Annotated in this window: 14 protein-coding genes; 6 read left to right on the top strand and 8 right to left on the bottom strand. The window is 41.4% G+C overall.

Translation table 11 applies throughout. The features are described 5' to 3' along the window. The first annotated feature begins 15 nt into the window (after window positions 1–15). Together A0J48_RS07675 and A0J48_RS07680 are read left to right on the top strand one after the other, a co-directional pair. Window positions 16–903, top strand: a complete 888-nt coding sequence (locus A0J48_RS07675; protein WP_200321841.1) for an alpha/beta fold hydrolase — start codon at window positions 16–18, stop codon at window positions 901–903. A 63-nt stretch (window positions 904–966) separates the two neighbouring features. Then, entirely contained in the window at window positions 967–1368 is a 402-nt protein-coding gene (locus A0J48_RS07680; protein ID WP_234300781.1) for a GFA family protein, read from the top strand. Between the two features lie 140 nt (window positions 1369–1508). On the opposite strand, the gene A0J48_RS07685 is transcribed toward A0J48_RS07680, so the two are convergent. Beyond that, a complete protein-coding gene (locus A0J48_RS07685; RefSeq protein WP_200321843.1) occupies window positions 1509–2153 on the bottom strand; it encodes a DUF3386 domain-containing protein in 645 nt (214 codons plus the stop codon). A 103-nt stretch (window positions 2154–2256) separates the two neighbouring features. Here A0J48_RS07685 and A0J48_RS07690 point away from each other — a divergent pair, with 103 nt between their 5' ends. After that, complete coding sequence (locus A0J48_RS07690; protein ID WP_200321845.1) at window positions 2257–2922, top strand: helix-turn-helix transcriptional regulator; 666 nt, start codon at window positions 2257–2259, stop codon at window positions 2920–2922. A 34-nt stretch (window positions 2923–2956) separates the two neighbouring features. Here the strand turns inward: A0J48_RS07690 and A0J48_RS07695 are convergent, their stop codons facing one another. The 6 genes from A0J48_RS07695 to psbB all read right to left on the bottom strand — a co-directional run bounded on the left by A0J48_RS07695 (window position 2957) and on the right by psbB (window position 7838). Continuing rightward, the gene (locus tag A0J48_RS07695; protein WP_200321847.1) at window positions 2957–3184 is read right to left on the bottom strand and encodes a hypothetical protein; all 228 of its coding nucleotides are present in this window, start codon (window positions 3182–3184) and stop codon (window positions 2957–2959) included. Continuing rightward, on the bottom strand, window positions 3147–3713 hold the full coding sequence (locus A0J48_RS07700; RefSeq protein WP_200321849.1) for a zeta toxin family protein: 567 nt from the start codon (window positions 3711–3713) through the stop codon (window positions 3147–3149). The genes A0J48_RS07695 and A0J48_RS07700 overlap by 38 nt, the downstream gene beginning before the upstream one ends. A 38-nt stretch (window positions 3714–3751) precedes the next feature. Then, a complete protein-coding gene (locus A0J48_RS07705; protein WP_200321851.1) occupies window positions 3752–4486 on the bottom strand; it encodes an HAD family hydrolase in 735 nt (244 codons plus the stop codon). A 163-nt stretch (window positions 4487–4649) separates the two neighbouring features. Continuing rightward, window positions 4650–5729 carry a 30S ribosomal protein S1 gene (locus A0J48_RS07710; protein ID WP_200321853.1) on the bottom strand — a complete coding sequence of 360 codons (1080 nt, stop codon included), beginning with the start codon at window positions 5727–5729 and terminating at the stop codon, window positions 4650–4652. 365 nt (window positions 5730–6094) lie between these two features. Further along, the gene (locus tag A0J48_RS07715) at window positions 6095–6202 is read right to left on the bottom strand and encodes a photosystem II reaction center protein T (RefSeq protein ID WP_013192567.1); all 108 of its coding nucleotides are present in this window, start codon (window positions 6200–6202) and stop codon (window positions 6095–6097) included. 106 nt (window positions 6203–6308) lie between these two features. Continuing rightward, on the bottom strand, window positions 6309–7838 hold the full coding sequence (gene psbB / locus A0J48_RS07720; RefSeq protein ID WP_200321855.1) for a photosystem II chlorophyll-binding protein CP47: 1530 nt from the start codon (window positions 7836–7838) through the stop codon (window positions 6309–6311). Between the two features lie 694 nt (window positions 7839–8532). Here psbB and A0J48_RS07725 point away from each other — a divergent pair. From A0J48_RS07725 to A0J48_RS07735, 3 genes are all read left to right on the top strand, one after another. Further along, window positions 8533–8691, top strand: a complete 159-nt coding sequence (locus A0J48_RS07725) for a hypothetical protein (RefSeq protein ID WP_200321857.1) — start codon at window positions 8533–8535, stop codon at window positions 8689–8691. A 149-nt stretch (window positions 8692–8840) separates the two neighbouring features. After that, window positions 8841–10475 carry an ABC transporter substrate-binding protein gene (locus A0J48_RS07730; protein WP_411841121.1) on the top strand — a complete coding sequence of 545 codons (1635 nt, stop codon included), beginning with the start codon at window positions 8841–8843 and terminating at the stop codon, window positions 10473–10475. 142 nt (window positions 10476–10617) lie between these two features. Continuing rightward, the gene (locus A0J48_RS07735; RefSeq protein ID WP_200321861.1) at window positions 10618–11643 is read left to right on the top strand and encodes an ABC transporter permease; all 1026 of its coding nucleotides are present in this window, start codon (window positions 10618–10620) and stop codon (window positions 11641–11643) included. Between the two features lie 4 nt (window positions 11644–11647). Here A0J48_RS07735 and A0J48_RS07740 read toward each other — a convergent pair whose 3' ends face one another. Then, a complete protein-coding gene (locus tag A0J48_RS07740; RefSeq protein ID WP_200321863.1) occupies window positions 11648–17290 on the bottom strand; it encodes a chemotaxis protein CheB in 5643 nt (1880 codons plus the stop codon). Window positions 17291–17625: the final 335 nt, after the last annotated feature.

The raw sequence follows: 17625 nt of genomic DNA on the forward strand, positions 1-17625 counted from the left end.
TTTCATAAATTATCTATGCTGAAATTTCATCCCCCTGGTTTTGGTCAAAAGGTTATTAATACTTCTTTGGGTGCAATGGCTTACTATACCCAAATTGGTAAACCTTGGGATATTTCTGAAATTGAAAAATTACCAACCTTGTTATTTTTACATAACTTTGGTGGTGGTGCTTCTGCTTATGAATGGTCTAAAGTTTATCCGGCTTTTGCAAATAAATATCGAATTTTAGCACCAGATTTAATTGGTTGGGGAGAGTCTGAACATTCGACACGAGATTATCAAATTCAAGATTACTTGACTACTATTAGTGAATTTATTCACCAAACTTGTGAACAACCTGTGACGGTGGTAGCTTCTTCTTTAACTGCGGCTTTTACTATTCGTCTTGCTATTTCTCAACCTGATTTATTTAAAGCATTGTTTTTAGTTTCTCCGTCTGGGTTTGATGATTTTGGACAGGGTGCTGGACGCAGATTACCGCTTTCGGTGATTAATACACCTTTTTTGGATCATTTAATTTATGGTTTGGGTGCTGAAAATGAACTTGCTGTCAGTAATTTTTTACAAAGTTTTCTTTTTGCTAAACCAGAAAGATTGACAAAAGAAATGGTAGAAGCTTATTTAACTTCTGCACAAAAGCCAAATGCTAAGTTTGCGGCTTTAGCATTTTTACGAGGTGATCTTTATTTCGATTTGAGTTTATATCTTCCCCAACTAAAAATACCCACTGTCTTTTTTTGGGGTGAAAAAGCACAATTTACTAATATCAAATTAGGTCAAAGATTAGCAAGTTTAAATAAAGATGCAATTAGAGATTTTTATGGTATAGCTGATACGGGAATTTTACCACATCTGGAAACACCTGGAGTTTTTATTGGGTTGTTATCTAAGTATCTTCAATAATTAAACGCGGATGCACACAGATGGACGCAGATAAAGCAGGATGAATTGTTGTTGAGGTGATGGATGATGAAAAATATTAATAATATTAATAAAACGGTGACTTATGAAGGTGGTTGTCACTGTGGTGCAGTACGCTTTCGGGTAGTAGTTGATCACCACAAAGTGGATGATTGTAACTGTTCAATTTGTAGTAAAAAGGGATTTTTACATTTAATTGTCCCTAAAGATAAATTTACTTTACTACAAGGTGAAGATGTTTTAACAACCTATCAATTTAATACAGGTGTTGCACAACATAAATTTTGTCGTATTTGTGGAATACATTCTTTTTATATTCCCCGCAGTCATCCTAATGGTATTGATGTAAACGTCAGGTGTTTAGATGGAGATGTAATAGGTAATTTTGAAATTGTACCTTTTGATGGTGCAAATTGGGAGGATAATATTCACAAATTGATTAATTGATTATAAATTCATCTTTTTTCATCTGCGTTAATCTGCGTGCATCTGCGTTTAATTCATATCCTCAATAATATGAGGGATTTAGCAGTGCTAAACCCCTACATCAATTAGAAAAATTGTGAATTATCTACAAGCCAAAAAGCCTAACCCAATAATTCAAGATTACCGAAAATAAACTCTTGGATGGAGAGATTTCCGTCTGTTTCAGTGCGAATTTCCCTACGGTTGAGAATGTAATAATTTCCTACTTTTTCATATTCGTCTGTAAACTCGCTCCGACCACCTTTTTGGACACCAGTTTTAGGGTCATGATATACAGAATCATAGGTGTGAGATAGATATCCTGCGCCGGTTTCGTGAATGCTGAAAGTGTTAATAGTCACAACAACTCCATGAATTTGACGATGAACAAGAGTCACTACATCATTGCGAACTTTATATTTGTCACCTGCTGATTTACCACCAACAAAAATTTCTACAGCCCCAGTTTCGTCTGTTTCTCCATAGGTAAAGGTATTTTCGCCGTGAGTTTGTTCAAAACTGCGACGGACTCGGTGAACGGCTATTTCCCAAGTTTGGCTGTCAATAGCTTTTTTGGCAGCTTCGTCTTCTACTCCTGTAACTTCCCATTTGAGATTAGCGTCAATACGAATTTTGCCAGTGAACTCCTGGCCATCATATTTATAAGTGATATCTGCGGTGTAACCGGGGAAATTTTCATCCCAAGTATAACGGTTTTGATATGCAGCCCGGAAAAGTTCTTGGGCAGAGATTTGAGTAACTGTCATGATGCTTGTCCTCTGGCTACGAGTGATAATAGCGTTTTATCGTTGATGATATTAGGATAGAAGTAATTATCGAGGTTTGGATAGTCCCCAACTGGGTACTCTTATGACAAAAACTCTCCACGCCATTTTTGAAGCGATCGCTAATGTGGAAAATGAGCAAGAATTACAACAGGCGCTTATGGATACCATTGGCGAACATTTTGGCGTGCAACACTGGGGTATTTCTTTCCTAGATGACGAGTTATTAACGGAGATAGAAACTCCCGAAATGCCGGCGGTATGTTTGGAAGCTAATCCCGTCGGTCGCTATGTGGTCGAACGCCACGCCCCCACCCATGAGCAATTAATCTTATCACCAGAAGACTGGAAAAATTTTTGTACTCGTCACGAGCATATTATGACTGGCCCGATAGTTTGTGATGGTCGGTTAGTGGGAACTCTGAATTTTGCCCGTGACCCTGGTAGCGCCCCTTTTAATGGTAATGATTTAGCGGATTTAAGTGCAGTATGTATTCATTTATCAGCCAAGCTGGCTACCCTACAGGCAAAACCTAAAACTGTATCATCTGCTGTTAATTCTCTCCTCACAGCTAGGGAATTAGAAATTGCTGAATTAGTAGCCCAAGGTTTAACTAATGGAGAAATTGCAGCTAAACTTTGGATTACCCAAAATACCGTTAAGCAAGCATTGAAAAGAATGTTTAAAAAATTGGGGGTTTCTGCCCGTGCGGAAATGGTGGCAAAACTTCAAGATCGTTTGGTTTCGTGAAAAACAGGAGGTAGAAGACAGAAGGTGCAGGTTCTCAAGGATGGGAACGTAAGTCAACATCTCGCGCTGGTATTTCATCTGCTGTCAACGTCACCACTTTACCATCTCGCAAAATACTAATAGATTCTCCTAGCCTGCGATGTCTTTCTATCGCATTAGCAATAGCAAACTTCACTCCAGCATCTATTTTTTGATAAAGTTCTGTACGATTAATTTCAGCTTCCTTATGTTGCTGTAATTTGATTCCAGATTCTGTGTTCATAAACTATCACTTCCTGATTTATACCTAATTGAGCAACTAATTTAGGTTCATCCCCAGAATTATTATATACTGTCCAAGTATCACACAAAGGCAAATAAAGGTCAGTTATGTTTCTGCGTCCACGTTCATAGCGTCTACGAATCACATCTTCAGGTATATTATGACCTCCACTGGCTACCCGTCTCTTTACCCTCGCTATTGCTAATTCTGGAGTTTCTAACCAAAAATACATTAAATTAATTATATAACTCTGTTCTTTACATTCCCTAATAAAACGCGCAAAATTACGAGCAGATAAAGTTGTTTCAAAAGCAAAATTAGTCTTGTTATTAACCAAAAATTCTAATCTTTGTAACATTAATCTTCCTGCTTCAATCGCCACATTGTCAGGATTAAAAGGAGAAAGTGCGGCTGCTATTTGATCAGCATTTACATATTCAAATACTTCTAAAAAATATGGGAGAATTTGCAAAGCAACCGTAGTTTTTCCAGAACCGTTTGCACCGCCGATAATGTACAGATGAGGCATGATGATAATGGTAAATCGGTGATTAATGACTTATTTTTCTATATTTCCACCACCTGAATTTCATCAAGTTGATGAATCACCACATCTGCACCTTGAACATTACTAGAATTACCATTCCAAGTAATACCAATACAACCTGCGGCTTTAGCATCACGCGCCATTTGCATATCACCAACGGAATCGCCTACCATTAAAGTAGTTCTGGGTTCTACACCTAAAGCTTGACAAGCTTGTAAGAATAAAATGGGATCTGGTTTACTTGGCCCTTCATCAACTCCCATTTCTAGCTGGAGGTAGTCTCTTAACTGATGAGTGATGACAAATTTCTGCACATCTCCAGTTGTTGCGGCTGAGAGAATACCGAGTTTTAACCCTGCTGATGATAGTAATTTTAAAACTTCTAAGCTACCAGGAAAAAGAGGTGAGGGAGTTTTACCAACGTATTGTTCAGCTTCAGCTAATGCTTGACGGGCGATTTTTAAAGACTCAAACCATCCTCTCCCAGTTTCGGCTATATAAGCAGCTGTAGCTGTTTCGGTTTCTCTGCGACTAGCTACAGCTATTAAACCGGCTGGATCTAGGCGATCGCCATTAATACCAAAAGCCATTAACAATGGTTCACCAATACCGGGAATTTGCGCGTCTATAATTCTCGCCCCTTTTTGTCCGAGCGATCGCAAATAGGACTCTGAATCTTCTAATGTCCCATTTTTGTCAAATAAAATCGCCTGAATATCAGGAAAGGTCTTGTTTCTACATTTAATAGTAGCCATATTAGAAGGAGTTCAGGAGTTCAGGAGTCAGGAGTCAGGAGTCAGGAGTCAGAATTTTTTTCTCTCCCTACACCCTATTAGCAAATTCAACTAGCATAAAAAAAGAGGGAAAATTCCCTCTTGATCAAATACTTTGTTGTAGATAATTACAACTACAGATATATTAATCTTCAACGGCTGCTGGTATTTCTTCTTCAACTTCAGTTGCTGGGGGAATTTGTTCTTCAGCTACAGCTTCTACAGCTTCCACAGTTTCCATAGCTTCTACAGCTTCTACAGCTTCCACAGGTGCAGCAGCTTCTACAGCTTCTACAGCTTCCACAGGTGCAGCAGCAATACCTTGCTGTTTAGCTAACATTTGTTCCCTATACTTAGCTGCCATTTCTTCGGCCTTATCGTAGACCAAATCGCGGTTCTTAATCATGTCACCGGGTTCGGGTTCTAGCTGCTTGGTAGACAGAGAAATCCGACCTCTTTCTGCATCCAAGTCAATGATCATCACTTTCACTTCATCATTGACATTGAACACGCTGTGAGGTGTGTCAATATGCTCGTGGGAAATCTCAGAAATGTGGAGTAGTCCGCTCACACCACCGATGTCAATAAATGCACCGTAGGGTTTGATCCCACGAACTGTACCAATTACCACTTCGCCAACTTCCAAACGGTTCATCTTCCGCTCAACCAGCGCCCGACGATGGGAAAGAACCAAGCGGTTACGCTCTTCGTCTACTTCTAGGAATTTTAAGGGCAGTTCTTCTCCTACTAATTCTTCTTTTGGTTTGCGGGTACTAATGTGGGAGCCGGGGATAAAGCCACGTAGTCCCTCAATTCTTACCAATGCGCCACCACGATTAGTAGCAAACACACCAGAACGGACAGTAGCATCTTCTGCTTGTAACTGCCGTACTCTTTCCCATGCCCTCATGTATTCAATACGACGAATGGAAAGGGTTAACTGACCATCTTCGTTTTCATCAGTGAGGATGAAAAATTCCCGTGTTTCGTTTGATTGTAAGACTTCTTCCGGGGCATCGACCCGGTTAATAGACATTTCCTGTATAGGTATGTATGCTGCTGTTTTAGCACCAATGTCAATCAGAGCGCCGCGCGGCTCTATACTAAACACTGTACCTGGTACAATATCACCAGGGCTGAAGTGATAATCGTACTTATCAAGTAGAGCAGCGAAATCTTCGTGAGTAAATCCAATTTCTGTAGCGGTTAAATTCTGATTGACCATGCTGATTTGTTCCTGGTTCTAGTCTCCGTAAGTTTTTGTCACAATTATTGATGTATATGCGAGGGCTTTTAAATAAGTCTACACTTACATCTTTGTTAATCCTAGCGCAGAAGAGCTAGGTTCACACATATTATCTTCCAGATAGGATATTATATCACACACCAAAAATTTTTTCACTTGTTGTCTTTTGCTTCCGCATAAATTTTAGCAATAAAGATTCACAATATTATCCGTTGCCGCCTATTTAGGTAGCAACGGATATAATTTTGAAGTTTTTTTTACAAGTCTGGTAATTAGAATCTGACTTGAAAAATTGCTAAGTGGTGAATATTGAGAAAAAATGCCAGTTTTTAGTTTTTAACTGCTTAATCTTTCTCTTTTCTCTCAAAGCGGGGAGGTTCGCGAAATGCGATCGCAAAAAAGAGAACACCTATTGCCAAGGTCAAAATTAAAATGTATGCAACGCTTTCCATATTAGGAGTTCCTGCCTATCCAGCCAGTAATCTTAGTTTACCAAGCCTGGGAAAAAGTATGAAGTAATAAAATTTCATAATTTCATACTTCATACTTGATCCTAGTTTAAGCTTCCTTACGAACACGAGTGGTCTTGTCACCAACTTTCTGGAACAGACCCCATTCTACTTGTTCTTCTAGATCCGCTTCCACACCAGCAAATACGTCTCTGTAGATTGTCCGAGAACCGTGCCAGAGGTGTCCGAAGAAGAACAGCAGCGCAAAGACAGCGTGACCAAAGGTAAACCAACCTCTGGGAGATGTACGGAAGACACCATCAGAGTTCAAGGTTTCCCGGTCAAATTCAAATATCTCGCCACCTTGAGCCTTACGAGCGTATTTCTTCACATCAGCGGGATCTGTAAAGGTTTTACCATTCAAATCGCCACCGTAGAAGCTAACAGTAACGCCTGTTTGCTCAAAGCTGTACTTAGATTCAGCCCGACGGAAAGGAATGTCAGCGCGGACAACTCCATCTTTATCGGTCAAAATTACTGGGAAGGTTTCAAAGAAGTTAGGCAGACGACGTACAGTTAACTCACGTCCTTCTGCATCTGTGAAGACTGCGTGACCTTGCCAAGATTGGGCAATACCATCACCCTTAACCATTGGCCCTGTACGGAATAGACCGCCTTTTGCTGGGCTGTTACCTACGTAATCGTAGAAAGCCAATTTTTCGGGAATTTGTGACCAAGCTTCAGCAAGGCTTGCACCTTGGGCAACGTTGGTTTGCACACGGCGCTCAATTTCTTGACGGAAGTAGCCTTGATCCCACTGATAGCGGGTAGGTCCAAACAGTTCAATGGGGGTAGCGGCGTTACCGTACCACATAGTTCCAGCTACGACGAAAGCAGCGAAGAACACAGCCGCGATACTGCTGGAAAGTACGGTTTCAATGTTACCCATCCGTAGGGCTTTGTACAGCCTTTCGGGGGGTCTAACTGTGAGGTGGAATAAACCAGCGATAATACCAACTACACCAGCTGCAATGTGGTGAGCGACGATGCCACCAGGGTTGTAGGGGTTAAAGCCCGCAGGACCCCATTCTGGTGATACTGGCTGAATGCTGCCAGTGATACCGTAGGCATCGGAAACCCACATCCCCGGACCAAATAGTCCTGTGAGGTGGAAAGCACCGAAGCCAAAGCAAAGTAATCCAGATAAGAATAAGTGGATGCCAAACATTTTTGGCAAGTCTAATGCAGGTTCGCCTGTACGGGGATCTCTGAACAGTTCCAAATCCCAGTAAACCCAGTGCCAAACCGCTGCTAGGAATAACAAACCAGAAAGAACGATGTGAGCAGCAGCAACTCCTTCAAATGACCAGAAGCCAGGATCTACTGCTGTGCCACCAGTAACGCTCCAACCGCCCCAGGATTCGGTTACGCCTAGACGTGACATAAAGGGAAGTACGAACATCCCTTGTCTCCACATGGGGTTGAGGACTGGATCACTAGGATCATAAACAGCTAGTTCGTACAATGCCATTGAACCAGCCCAGCCAGCAACTAAGGCTGTATGCATTAGGTGTACAGAAATCAGTCGGCCTGGATCGTTCAGAACAACTGTATGTACTCGGTACCAGGGTAGTCCCATCGACTACAATCCTCCTAGATGAGTTAGTTTACAAAGCAATTTTCTTACTGAGGTTCTCAGAAACGGAAGCCGTAACTTGGAGAACTCTCTGAGTTTTTTGTTATTGCCAGTCTTGAGTTTTACCACAGATGAGCCTGTGGTTTAGCTGTGCCTATCCGCTGAAATGGCTGTATTCCGTGGAGTTGTTAACTTTTGGGAAGTTGCTGTTTGAGCGGTTATGGCATTCGCCAAGCAAAAATGAGAATATTTTAAAAAGTGTAACTATTGATGGAACGCTTTGCAAGCTTCTAAATAAATGGGATTACCTAGTTTGTGGCTAAAATATCCCTATCAATCCCCAAAATGCTGCTGATTATCATCTGACGCATCTGTCATGTTGATGTTTGTTTAATTCCATAATGTTGGGGATAAAAGCGTAGTGTTATTTGACCTGGCGATCGCTTGTTGAAGAATTACAGATTTGATTTTAAATGAGATTTATACACAATAATTCTGGTAGTTGGTGATGAATAGACGCAAAAACCTGTAATTCAATACACAGTTAAATGTGTATACTTAAAATCAATTATGATACATTGACTTTGACCCAGAAGTTTTCTTAATATCGTTATGTTTGAACATAAATAATGGGAATCATAAATTGAAGCAGTAGTATGAGCCAATGAAGAAAAAATTACCATGAAGATATTTGTTAATGAAACTCACATTTACAGAAGCTACATGGCAAGATTATTTGTGGTTTCAAGAGACTCAGGACTTACGCAAAATATCTCTCAAACCCTATTTCCTTCGTGTTCTTCGTGTCTATCCCTACGGGACACTACGGCGAACGTGGTTAAATATTCTTCTGTAACTTGTAGATAAATTTTACGACAAGTCCAGATTAATCCAGACTTTACAATCTTTGACTTTAAAAATAAATAATAACCAGAACACATATATTAAAATAATTAACTGCTGATTTTAGAAAAATTAATGGTCATAACTGGGTTTTTCAGGTCTATGAGACGGTGGGGTAAGGTAACACAATTCCTATCATTGTTCTCTCTATGTTTATTGTTGGCTGTTAGCTGTACTCCCAGTCCACAACCCACTACACCACCTACTCCTGGTGCTGTCAATACTCCTGCTGGCGATGGAAGGATTACTATAGGGACAACAGCAAAGCCAAGAACCCTTGATCCGGCTGATGCTTATGAATTAGCAGCCTTGGGTTTAGTGTTTAATATGAGCGATCGCCTATATACTTACGAACCAGGCAGTACAGAAATTAAACCCCAACTGGCTACAGCTTTACCTAAAGTGAGTGCAGATGGGTTAACATACACTATTCCTTTGCGCCAAGGGGTAGTGTTTCACGATGGAACTCCTTTTAACGCTAAAGCAATGGAATTTAGCATTCAACGCTTTATCGAAAATAAAGGTAAACCATCTTTCCTACTTTCCGATACCGTAGCTTCAGTGAAAGCCACAGGGGACTATGAATTAACAATTAAGTTGAAAAAACCCTTTGCTGCTTTTCCCTCACTGTTGGCATTTTCTGGAGTGTGTCCAGTTTCACCTAAAGCATATCAACTTGGTGCTGGAAAATTCCAACCTAATATCTTTGTCGGGACTGGGCCTTATAAATTAGCTCAGTATGGTGCAGATTCGCTCAAGTTTGATGTTTTTGATCAATATTGGGGAGAAAAACCAGCTAATAAAGGTATTAATCTTCAAATTCAAACTAGTCCCGTGAATTTATTTAATGCTTTTCGGACTGGTGCGGTAGATGTAGCTTATCTTTCCCTACAACCAGACCAAATTCGCAGTTTAGAAGCAGGTGCGAAAAAAGGAGATTGGCAAGCTATAACTGCTCAAGGTAGTGTAGTTAGTTATATGGTGTTAAACCGGAATCAGAAACCTTTAGATAAACCAGAAGTGAGAAGTGCGATCGCATCACTAATAGATCGTCCATTATTAAATGAGCGAGTTTTATTTAGTCAAGCTGATCCGCTTTACAGCATGATTCCTACTACCTTTAATGTTTCCCAACCATTATTTAAAGATAAATATGGGGATGGTAAGTTTGAAGAAGCGAAAAAATTCTTAACTACTGCTGGTTTTTCTAAAACAAATCCTGCCACAATTCAAGTTTGGTATCCTGCTAGTTCACCTACCCGCAGTTTAGCAGCACAAACCTTAAAATCTTTAGCTGATACTAAAATGGATGGGATATTACAACTAGAAGTAAAAACAGTAGAAGGTGCTACATTCTTTAAAGAAATTTCCAAAGGTTCATATCCCATAGCTTTACTAGATTGGTATCCAGATTTTCTAGACCCAGATAATTACGTCCAACCATTTTTAGACTGTCCAAAAGGTTCAGATGCTAAAGGATGTGAAGAAGGCGGAAGTCAAACTCAGGGTTCTTTTTACTATAGTGAAACAATGAATAAACTCATTGCCCAACAACGTCAAGAACAAAATCCAGAAGCTAGAAAAAAAATCTTTGCTGACATTCAAAACCTAGTGGTCAAAGATGTTCCCTACGTTCCCCTATGGCAAAACAAAGATTATGTATTTGCCCAAAAAGGTGTAACTGATGTCAAACTTGATCCTACTCAAAACTTGATTTACAAAACAATTAAAAAGTAATTATTGGTCATTAGTCATTGGTCATTAGTTATTAGTTATTAGTGATATTTATCCTGACTTCTGACTCCTGACTCCTGTACGGGCGAACGGCCGTTCGCCCCTACTGACTCCTGAACTCCTGAACTCCTGAACTCCTTCAAATATGTCCCGTTCCAAAGCTTTACAGTATTACATAGTTTCTCGGTTACTATTTGCGCCACTGCAACTATTAACTATTATCACCATTGTTTTTCTATTATTGAGAGCAACACCAGGAGATCCAGCAGATGCAATTCTGGGTGGACGTGCGCCAGAAAGCGCCAAAGAAGAATTAAGAAAACAACTAGGTTTAGATTTACCTATCTGGTTACAATACCTCAATTATTTAGGAAATATCCTGCGTTTTGATTTAGGTAGTTCCTTAACAAGTCGGGGACAAAATGTGTGGGAAATTATTAGCCAACATTTTCCAGCCACAGCAGAGTTAGCCGTTTGTAGTATGTTGGTGGCCTTAATTGTGGGAATTTTAGTAGGTACACTTTCTGCTTCTCGTCCAGGGACATCCTTTGATATCGGTGGACGTTTATTTGGAATCATTACCTATGCACTCCCCATGTTTTGGGCGGGAATGTTATTACAATTAATCTTCTCAGTGCAACTGCGTTGGTTTCCCAATTCTAACCGTTTTCCCCCCAATCTTTCTGCACCTACACATATTACTGGTTTATATACAATTGATAGTTTATTAAGTGGTAATTTCAGCCAATTTTTCACAGCGTTACATCATTTAGCTTTACCGAGTCTAACTTTAGGAATTTTGCTGAGTGGCATTTTTGAGCGTATTGTCAGAGTTAACTTAAAACAAACATTAAAAGCTGATTATGTAGAAGCGGCTAGAGCGCGAGGAATTCCTGAAAATAAAATTTTAGTTTCCCATGCCTTGAAAAATGCCTTAATTCCCGTAATTACGGTCTTAGGGTTAACATTTGCTTCCCTATTGGGTGGGGCAATTTTAACAGAGGTAACATTTTCCTGGCCTGGTTTAGCAAATAGATTATATCAAGCTATTTCTGACCGGGATTATCCCACGGTGCAGGGAGTTTTGGTATTTTTTGGAGCGATCGTTGTGACTGCGAGTATTTTAATTGATATTCTTAATGCTTATGTAGATCCGCGAATTAGATATTAGGTGCTTATTCTCGATTTAACCATTGCTGCATGATCTGGGTTAATTGTTTTAATTTCAGGGGTTTACTCAGATATTGATTTGCACCAGCAGACAAACAGCGTTCCTTGTCTCCAGGCATGGCTAAAGCTGTTAAGGCAATGATGGGTATGTTTGCCAATTGTTCATCAGCCCGAATGTGCTTCATAGCCTCAATGCCATCCATTCCTGGCATTTGAATATCCATTAAAATCAGGTCAGGATGCTCAGATTGAGCTAGAGCAACTCCTGTTTCTCCATCTTTTGCTACCAGGAGACGATATCCCTTCACTTCCAGATAGTCTGCTATGGTCATGATGTTGGCTTCGTTGTCTTCTACCAGTAAGATTAGGGGTGCATTTTCCCCGTGATTTGGATAGAGGATATTGTTGCTTTCTCCCAGATTAACATCCTGTTGAGCAGGAACTATCACAGCTTCTATCAAGGGGATGGTAAAGGCAAAGCAGCTACCAACAGCAACTTCACTGGTAAGGATAATTTCACCCCCATGCAGTTCCACAATAGATTTTGCCAGAGTTAAACCTAAACCTGTACCTTCATGTTGACGATTGAGGGCGCTATCAATCTGTGTAAAGGGTTGAAAGAGTTTTTGCATATTATCTGCACTGATGCCAATACCCGTATCGGTAACGGCAAACCGCAGGGCATTTTTACTATCTAAGGTGGAATTTTCTCCTATTGGCTGGGAGAGTGAAGCATAGGATACTTCTAGACTAATGCGTCCTCCTGGATGGGTGAATTTAACTCCATTATTTAGGAGATTGATGAGAACCTGACGAATTCGCCGTTCATCTACAGATATGTCAGGCAGACCTTTAGGCATATTCAGTAGTACCTGGATACGCTTTTCTAGGGCTTGTTGTTTAATGAAGGCAAGGCTGGACTCGCACAGATGAGTGACGGAGACGGTGGAATAGTGGAGTTCTATTTTCCCTGACGCAATTTTGGCGACATCTAAAATGTCATTAATTAGAGCTAGTAGGTGATTAGCACTGCGTTCAACGGTGTGGAGAGCTTTAATTTGCTTGTCGGTGACAATACCAAATACTTCATCTTGCAGTCCTTCGGTGATGCCCAGAATAGCATTAAGAGGGGTACGCAATTCGTGACTCATATTGGCTAAAAACTCATCTTTGAGGCGGGTGGCACGGGCTAGTTCTTGATTACGTTGAGTAAGTTGCGCTTCGGTTTGTTGACGTTGGCTGAGTTCCTGCTGTAACTGCTCAAATAGATTCACCTGTTTAATGGCGATCGCTAATTGGTTAGCTATTTGTTGTAAAAACTGGGCTTCTGCTTCTTGCCAAACTCGTTTACTGCTGCAAGCATGAACCACTAAAATTCCCCAGAGTTTGTTCTGGGAATGGGGACTTTTCCAGCGATGATTTTCTAAACCCTGAGCTTCCTGCAAAATAGGAGCGACTATTTTTGATTGAATGCTACCTTCGCGGGAATACTCTACTAGGCAATCTGTCCAGATATCATTCATGACATCGGGGACTATGCGGGGTTTACCTTGCCAATAAGTTTGTAATATGTGATCATCCCAAACTTCATCTTCCCATTGCTGATCCTTCATTTTGGCAAACTCTGGGACAACGGCTTCTTCCACAATTTGACTACGACCATCAGGGAAGAGACGGAAAATAATCACCCGATCGCATTGGATAATCTCCTGTACTTCTTGAGTGACGATGTGCAGAATTTCTTCCAGCCGCAGGGATTGACGAATCCGCTCCGTAATCTTCGCCAAAGCTTGCTGTTCCCGTAGTTGCTGGACAATTTTGGCTTCGGCCTCTTGGCGGCTCACCAGTTCTGACTGCACTTTATAATAGAGAGCCGCCTGTTGGATAGCGATCGCTAACTGGTTAGCAAGCTGGAGGGAGATTTGCAGATCATCAGGTTGCCACTGCCGAGGTCTATCGCACTGATGGATACACAGTAAGCCCCATAAATCATCACCACACAGCAAAGGTACTACCAGATTCGCCCTGACGGCAAACTGAGCCAGAATATCACTATGGCAGGACTGTAGCCCAGCAGTATAAATATCTGCCACGGCCAAATGTTGCCCTTGGGCATAGACGGCAGCATAGTTTTCACCAAAACAATGGTCATGAACACGGATCTTCAAAGCTGATGGATAGCCCGGTACTAAAGACTCGGCAATAAATTCACCGTCATCAAAATTGGACTTAGGATCAAACTTGAAAATTCCCACCCGATCAGCATCCATAACTTGGCGAATTTCCTGACAAGCAGTGTTAAAAATGCTGTTCAGATCCAGAGATTGACGAATGCGTTGGGTAATTTCTAGTTGTAGGTGTTCCCGTTCTGCACGCTGTTGTATGGCTTCTTCTGCCCTTTTGCGATCGCTAATATCAACTAGATAGCCGACGCAATCTTGGATCACTCCCTGATGATCACGAATCGGCCGCAACTGGGCAAAAAACCAACGATAGGCACCCTCAGCAGTCAGGAGACGATATTCATGGGAATAAATTTCAGATTCTGCCAACCGGGTAAGTCCAGCCAGAACCCGATCTCGATCATCAGGATGGAGATGGTCAACCCAGAAATTGGGTTGCTCCAGAAATTCTTGGGGAGAATAGCCCAATACCTGCTGCACATTCTCGCTAATGAAGGTGGCACGATAATCGTTGTCAGGTTCACAGCTAAATACAATTGTTTGACTAGATTCCATCAAAACCCGGAGACGTTCTTCAGTTTGTCGTAAAGCAGCTTGAGTACGCTTCAATTCCGTTAATTCTACTACTACCGCATTGACTGCCCAGTGTCCATTAGCTAGTTGCACAGGCAAATAGCTGGCGATCCAGTTCCGTACTACATTGGGTTGAGCAGGAGTTTCACCGAGAATTTCTAGGTTATAGATCGGTTGTTTGGTTTCTAAAACTTGGTGAAACAACGGTTCAAAAATTTCAGTGAACTCTGGCAATAGTTCCTGTACTGTTTTACCCAAATGCTCGGCAGCAGGAATACCATTCATTTCTGCCATCACATCATTGATACGTAGGAAACGTAAATTTTCATCAATCAAGGCAAAACCAACGGGAGATGAGGCGTAAATCAGTTCTAGTTCATCGGTGCGAACTTGAAGTTCCTGCTGGACTCGTTTAATTTCATCAATATTTACAAAGGTAATGACTAAACCATCTACCTGCTCGTCATTCTGTAAATAGGGATAAATCCGCATCAGCATATTTTGCTTAGTTCTAAGAAGGTAAACTTCTTGCTCTATTGGTTGTTCCCTATCTAAAACCTGTTGTAATAGCGTCAATAAATTGGTGCAGTTCAAGTTATGGGTAAGATGTTGAATAGGGCGATCTACATCGCTGGGAAGTAGGTTCACCGCTAAAGTAGCCGCTGGAGTAAATTTACGTACCTGAAAATTGCGATCTAAGAAAATTACCCCTATTTCACTACTGCGTAACAAGTTGTCAATATCGTTGGTGAGTTGGGTTAGTTCTCGAATTGTGGTTTGGTATTGACGATTAACGGTGTAAAGTTCTTCGTTAACAGATTGTATTTCTGCATTGGTGGTTTGTAGTTCTTCGTTGGAGACCAGCAACTCTTCGTTGGAGGCTTGTTGTTCTTCGTTGGTGGTTTGTAATTCTTCAATGGTAGCCTGCAAATTTTCGCGGGTTTGTTCCAGTTCATATTCCAGATCCAAAATGCGTTGATTAGCAGCTTGATCTTGCTCAAATATTTGCAAAGCAGAGGACTCTGTGGGTTGATCTTCGTTTTCAATCACCAGCAGAAAAAAGCCATTTACATAGACATCTTCAGGGTAGTAGGTAACATCTAGCTTGACGGAACGAATCACATCGCCTTGGTAAAAGTGAATGCCACCATAGAGGACGGGTTGGCGCTCGCGCTTGGCTCGATAGAGGGCAGTATTAATAGGGAGGCGCAGTTCATCGGGAACTAAATCAGATATCTGGTTCATACTCCCTTGTGGCATCTGCAAGATCTGGGCAGCATCAGTAGCCACATGAAACAGTTCTAATTCATCGTTGACGAGTAGACAGCTACAGTCACGCTGTCGCGCAAAGACACTTAAAGCCCTACTAAAAATGGGATCAACTTGTTTTGTGTTCCGGCGAGGAACTGTGGGACGCAAAGTAGGTATGGCAGTGTATTCTAGATTTTGGATGAGAATTGGTAAACGAATATTGCGGCGTTTTTGGTAAATTTTGTACCATTCGTAAATCGGGCTAAATTCTTCCAGTAAGTCTCCTGGAGTTTCTGCTGCCCCCAGAAATAAAACCCCTTTGTGCATCAGTGAAAAATGCAACATTCGGATCACGTGCTGTTGTATATTCGTCTGCATATAGATCAGGACATTACGACAACTGATCAGGTGCATTTGTGTAAAACCGATGTTTTTGGCTAGGTTATGGGGTGCGAAGATGATTTTTTCTCTGAGGGTGCGAGAAATATAAAAGTTGCCATTGCTCAAGGTGAAATATTTTGCTAACCGTTTCCGGGAGACATCAATAGCAATACTTTCGGGATAGACTCCCTCAGAGGCTTTAATCAAGGCTGTATTATCAATATCTGTGGCAAAAATCTTGACATTAATATTTTTCCCTAAGTTGGTGATGACTTCATCTACCACGATGGCCATGGAATAGGCTTCTTCCCCAGTGGCACAAGCTGTCACCCAAATTCGCAACTGTTCACCATTTTCTAACTGACCGATGAGTTCAGGTAAGACTTGGTTTTCCAAGCATTCCCAAGCTTGAGGATCACGGAAAAACCGGGTTACGCCGATCATCAAGTCATTCTGCACCAATGCCCGTTCTGCGGCTGAGGTTCTGAGATAGTCTATGTATTCAGCTAGGTGGGTGTATCCACTCATGGAAAAACGACGATAGATGCGACGGCTGAGGGTACTGGGTTTGTAGTGGGAAAAATCCAGTTTTTCGTATTCGTTGAGAATTTGAATAATTTCCCGCAGTTGGGCCGATTCTATTGCTTTTAGCAGAGGTTCTGATGTTGCCGAACCTGATTGGTGCATTTGGATGATTTCATAAATTCTGCGGGCAATGTCTTGGGGAGGTAGGACATGATCGACAATGCCAGTAGTGATCCCACTATGGGGCATAGCGTCAAATTCTGCGGTAGCTGGAGACTGGACAAAGGTTAATCCCCCCGCTGCACTGATACTTTGTAAACCCCATGTACCATCGCTGCCTGTACCAGAGAGTACCACACCAATAGAGCGATCGCCCCGCTCTTTAGCTAAGGAATCAAAAAAGATATCAATAGGGAAATTAGGTTGCTGACCGAGAAACTCATTGGGTTCAATCAGCTTGATTGTGCCATTTTCAATGATTAAATTATTGGCAGAGGCCATCAAGTAAACAACATTCGGCTCGATTTTCATCCCATCTTGCACCCGCTTCACCGTCATTCGGGTGCGTCTTTGCAGTAGCTCTTTCGTTAAGCTTTTCAAGTCGGGGGATAAGTGCTGCACCACAACAAAGGCTGCTCCGCTATCGGCGGGCATATTGTCAAAAAACTCTTGCAGTGCGCGTAAACCACCCGCAGAAGCACCAATTCCAACTAAAAAGCAATTATCTGTTGCCACTGTTATTGACCTACTGTGATTTGCAACTATCTATACATTAAAATAGCGTTGAGATACTGCTTTGTGTACAAAACTTAAAACCCACAAACTGGCAAATAACCAGGACTTACGCACAAAATTGATCATCAGGGCTGGGTGTAGGGTGTAGGGTGTAGGGGTTTTTTCCTTTGATGAACCTATTCTCCGAAAACCTTATTTTTTCGTTCTTTTGCGTAAGTCCTAATAACAATAAATAGTTGTGCAAAATAGGGGAACTCCAGAAATTAAATTATCCAATTTTCTGCATCTAGTGACGACTATTCAGATTATTCTCCCCCTGCTTCCCCTGCTTCCCC

This window comes from Sphaerospermopsis aphanizomenoides BCCUSP55 (assembly GCF_001586785.1).
GTDB lineage: Bacteria > Cyanobacteriota > Cyanobacteriia > Cyanobacteriales > Nostocaceae > Sphaerospermopsis_A > Sphaerospermopsis_A aphanizomenoides_A.

Bases quoted from the DNA above. Each gene is read 5' to 3' on its own strand.
- A0J48_RS07710 (WP_200321853.1), bottom strand. From the start codon at position 5,729: ATGGTCAATCAGAATTTAACCGCTACAGAAATTGGATTTACTCACGAA.
- A0J48_RS07675 (WP_200321841.1), top strand. From the start codon at position 16: ATGCTGAAATTTCATCCCCCTGGTTTTGGTCAAAAGGTTATTAATACT.
- A0J48_RS07680 (WP_234300781.1), top strand. From the start codon at position 967: ATGATGAAAAATATTAATAATATTAATAAAACGGTGACTTATGAAGGT.
- A0J48_RS07690 (WP_200321845.1), top strand. From the start codon at position 2,257: ATGACAAAAACTCTCCACGCCATTTTTGAAGCGATCGCTAATGTGGAA.
- A0J48_RS07705 (WP_200321851.1), bottom strand. From the start codon at position 4,486: ATGGCTACTATTAAATGTAGAAACAAGACCTTTCCTGATATTCAGGCG.
- A0J48_RS07725 (WP_200321857.1), top strand. From the start codon at position 8,533: ATGAAACTCACATTTACAGAAGCTACATGGCAAGATTATTTGTGGTTT.
- A0J48_RS07730 (WP_411841121.1), top strand. From the start codon at position 8,841: ATGAGACGGTGGGGTAAGGTAACACAATTCCTATCATTGTTCTCTCTA.
- A0J48_RS07735 (WP_200321861.1), top strand. From the start codon at position 10,618: ATGTCCCGTTCCAAAGCTTTACAGTATTACATAGTTTCTCGGTTACTA.
- psbB (WP_200321855.1), bottom strand. From the start codon at position 7,838: ATGGGACTACCCTGGTACCGAGTACATACAGTTGTTCTGAACGATCCA.
- A0J48_RS07700 (WP_200321849.1), bottom strand. From the start codon at position 3,713: ATGCCTCATCTGTACATTATCGGCGGTGCAAACGGTTCTGGAAAAACT.
- A0J48_RS07685 (WP_200321843.1), bottom strand. From the start codon at position 2,153: ATGACAGTTACTCAAATCTCTGCCCAAGAACTTTTCCGGGCTGCATAT.
- A0J48_RS07715 (WP_013192567.1), bottom strand. From the start codon at position 6,202: ATGGAAAGCGTTGCATACATTTTAATTTTGACCTTGGCAATAGGTGTT.
- A0J48_RS07695 (WP_200321847.1), bottom strand. From the start codon at position 3,184: ATGAACACAGAATCTGGAATCAAATTACAGCAACATAAGGAAGCTGAA.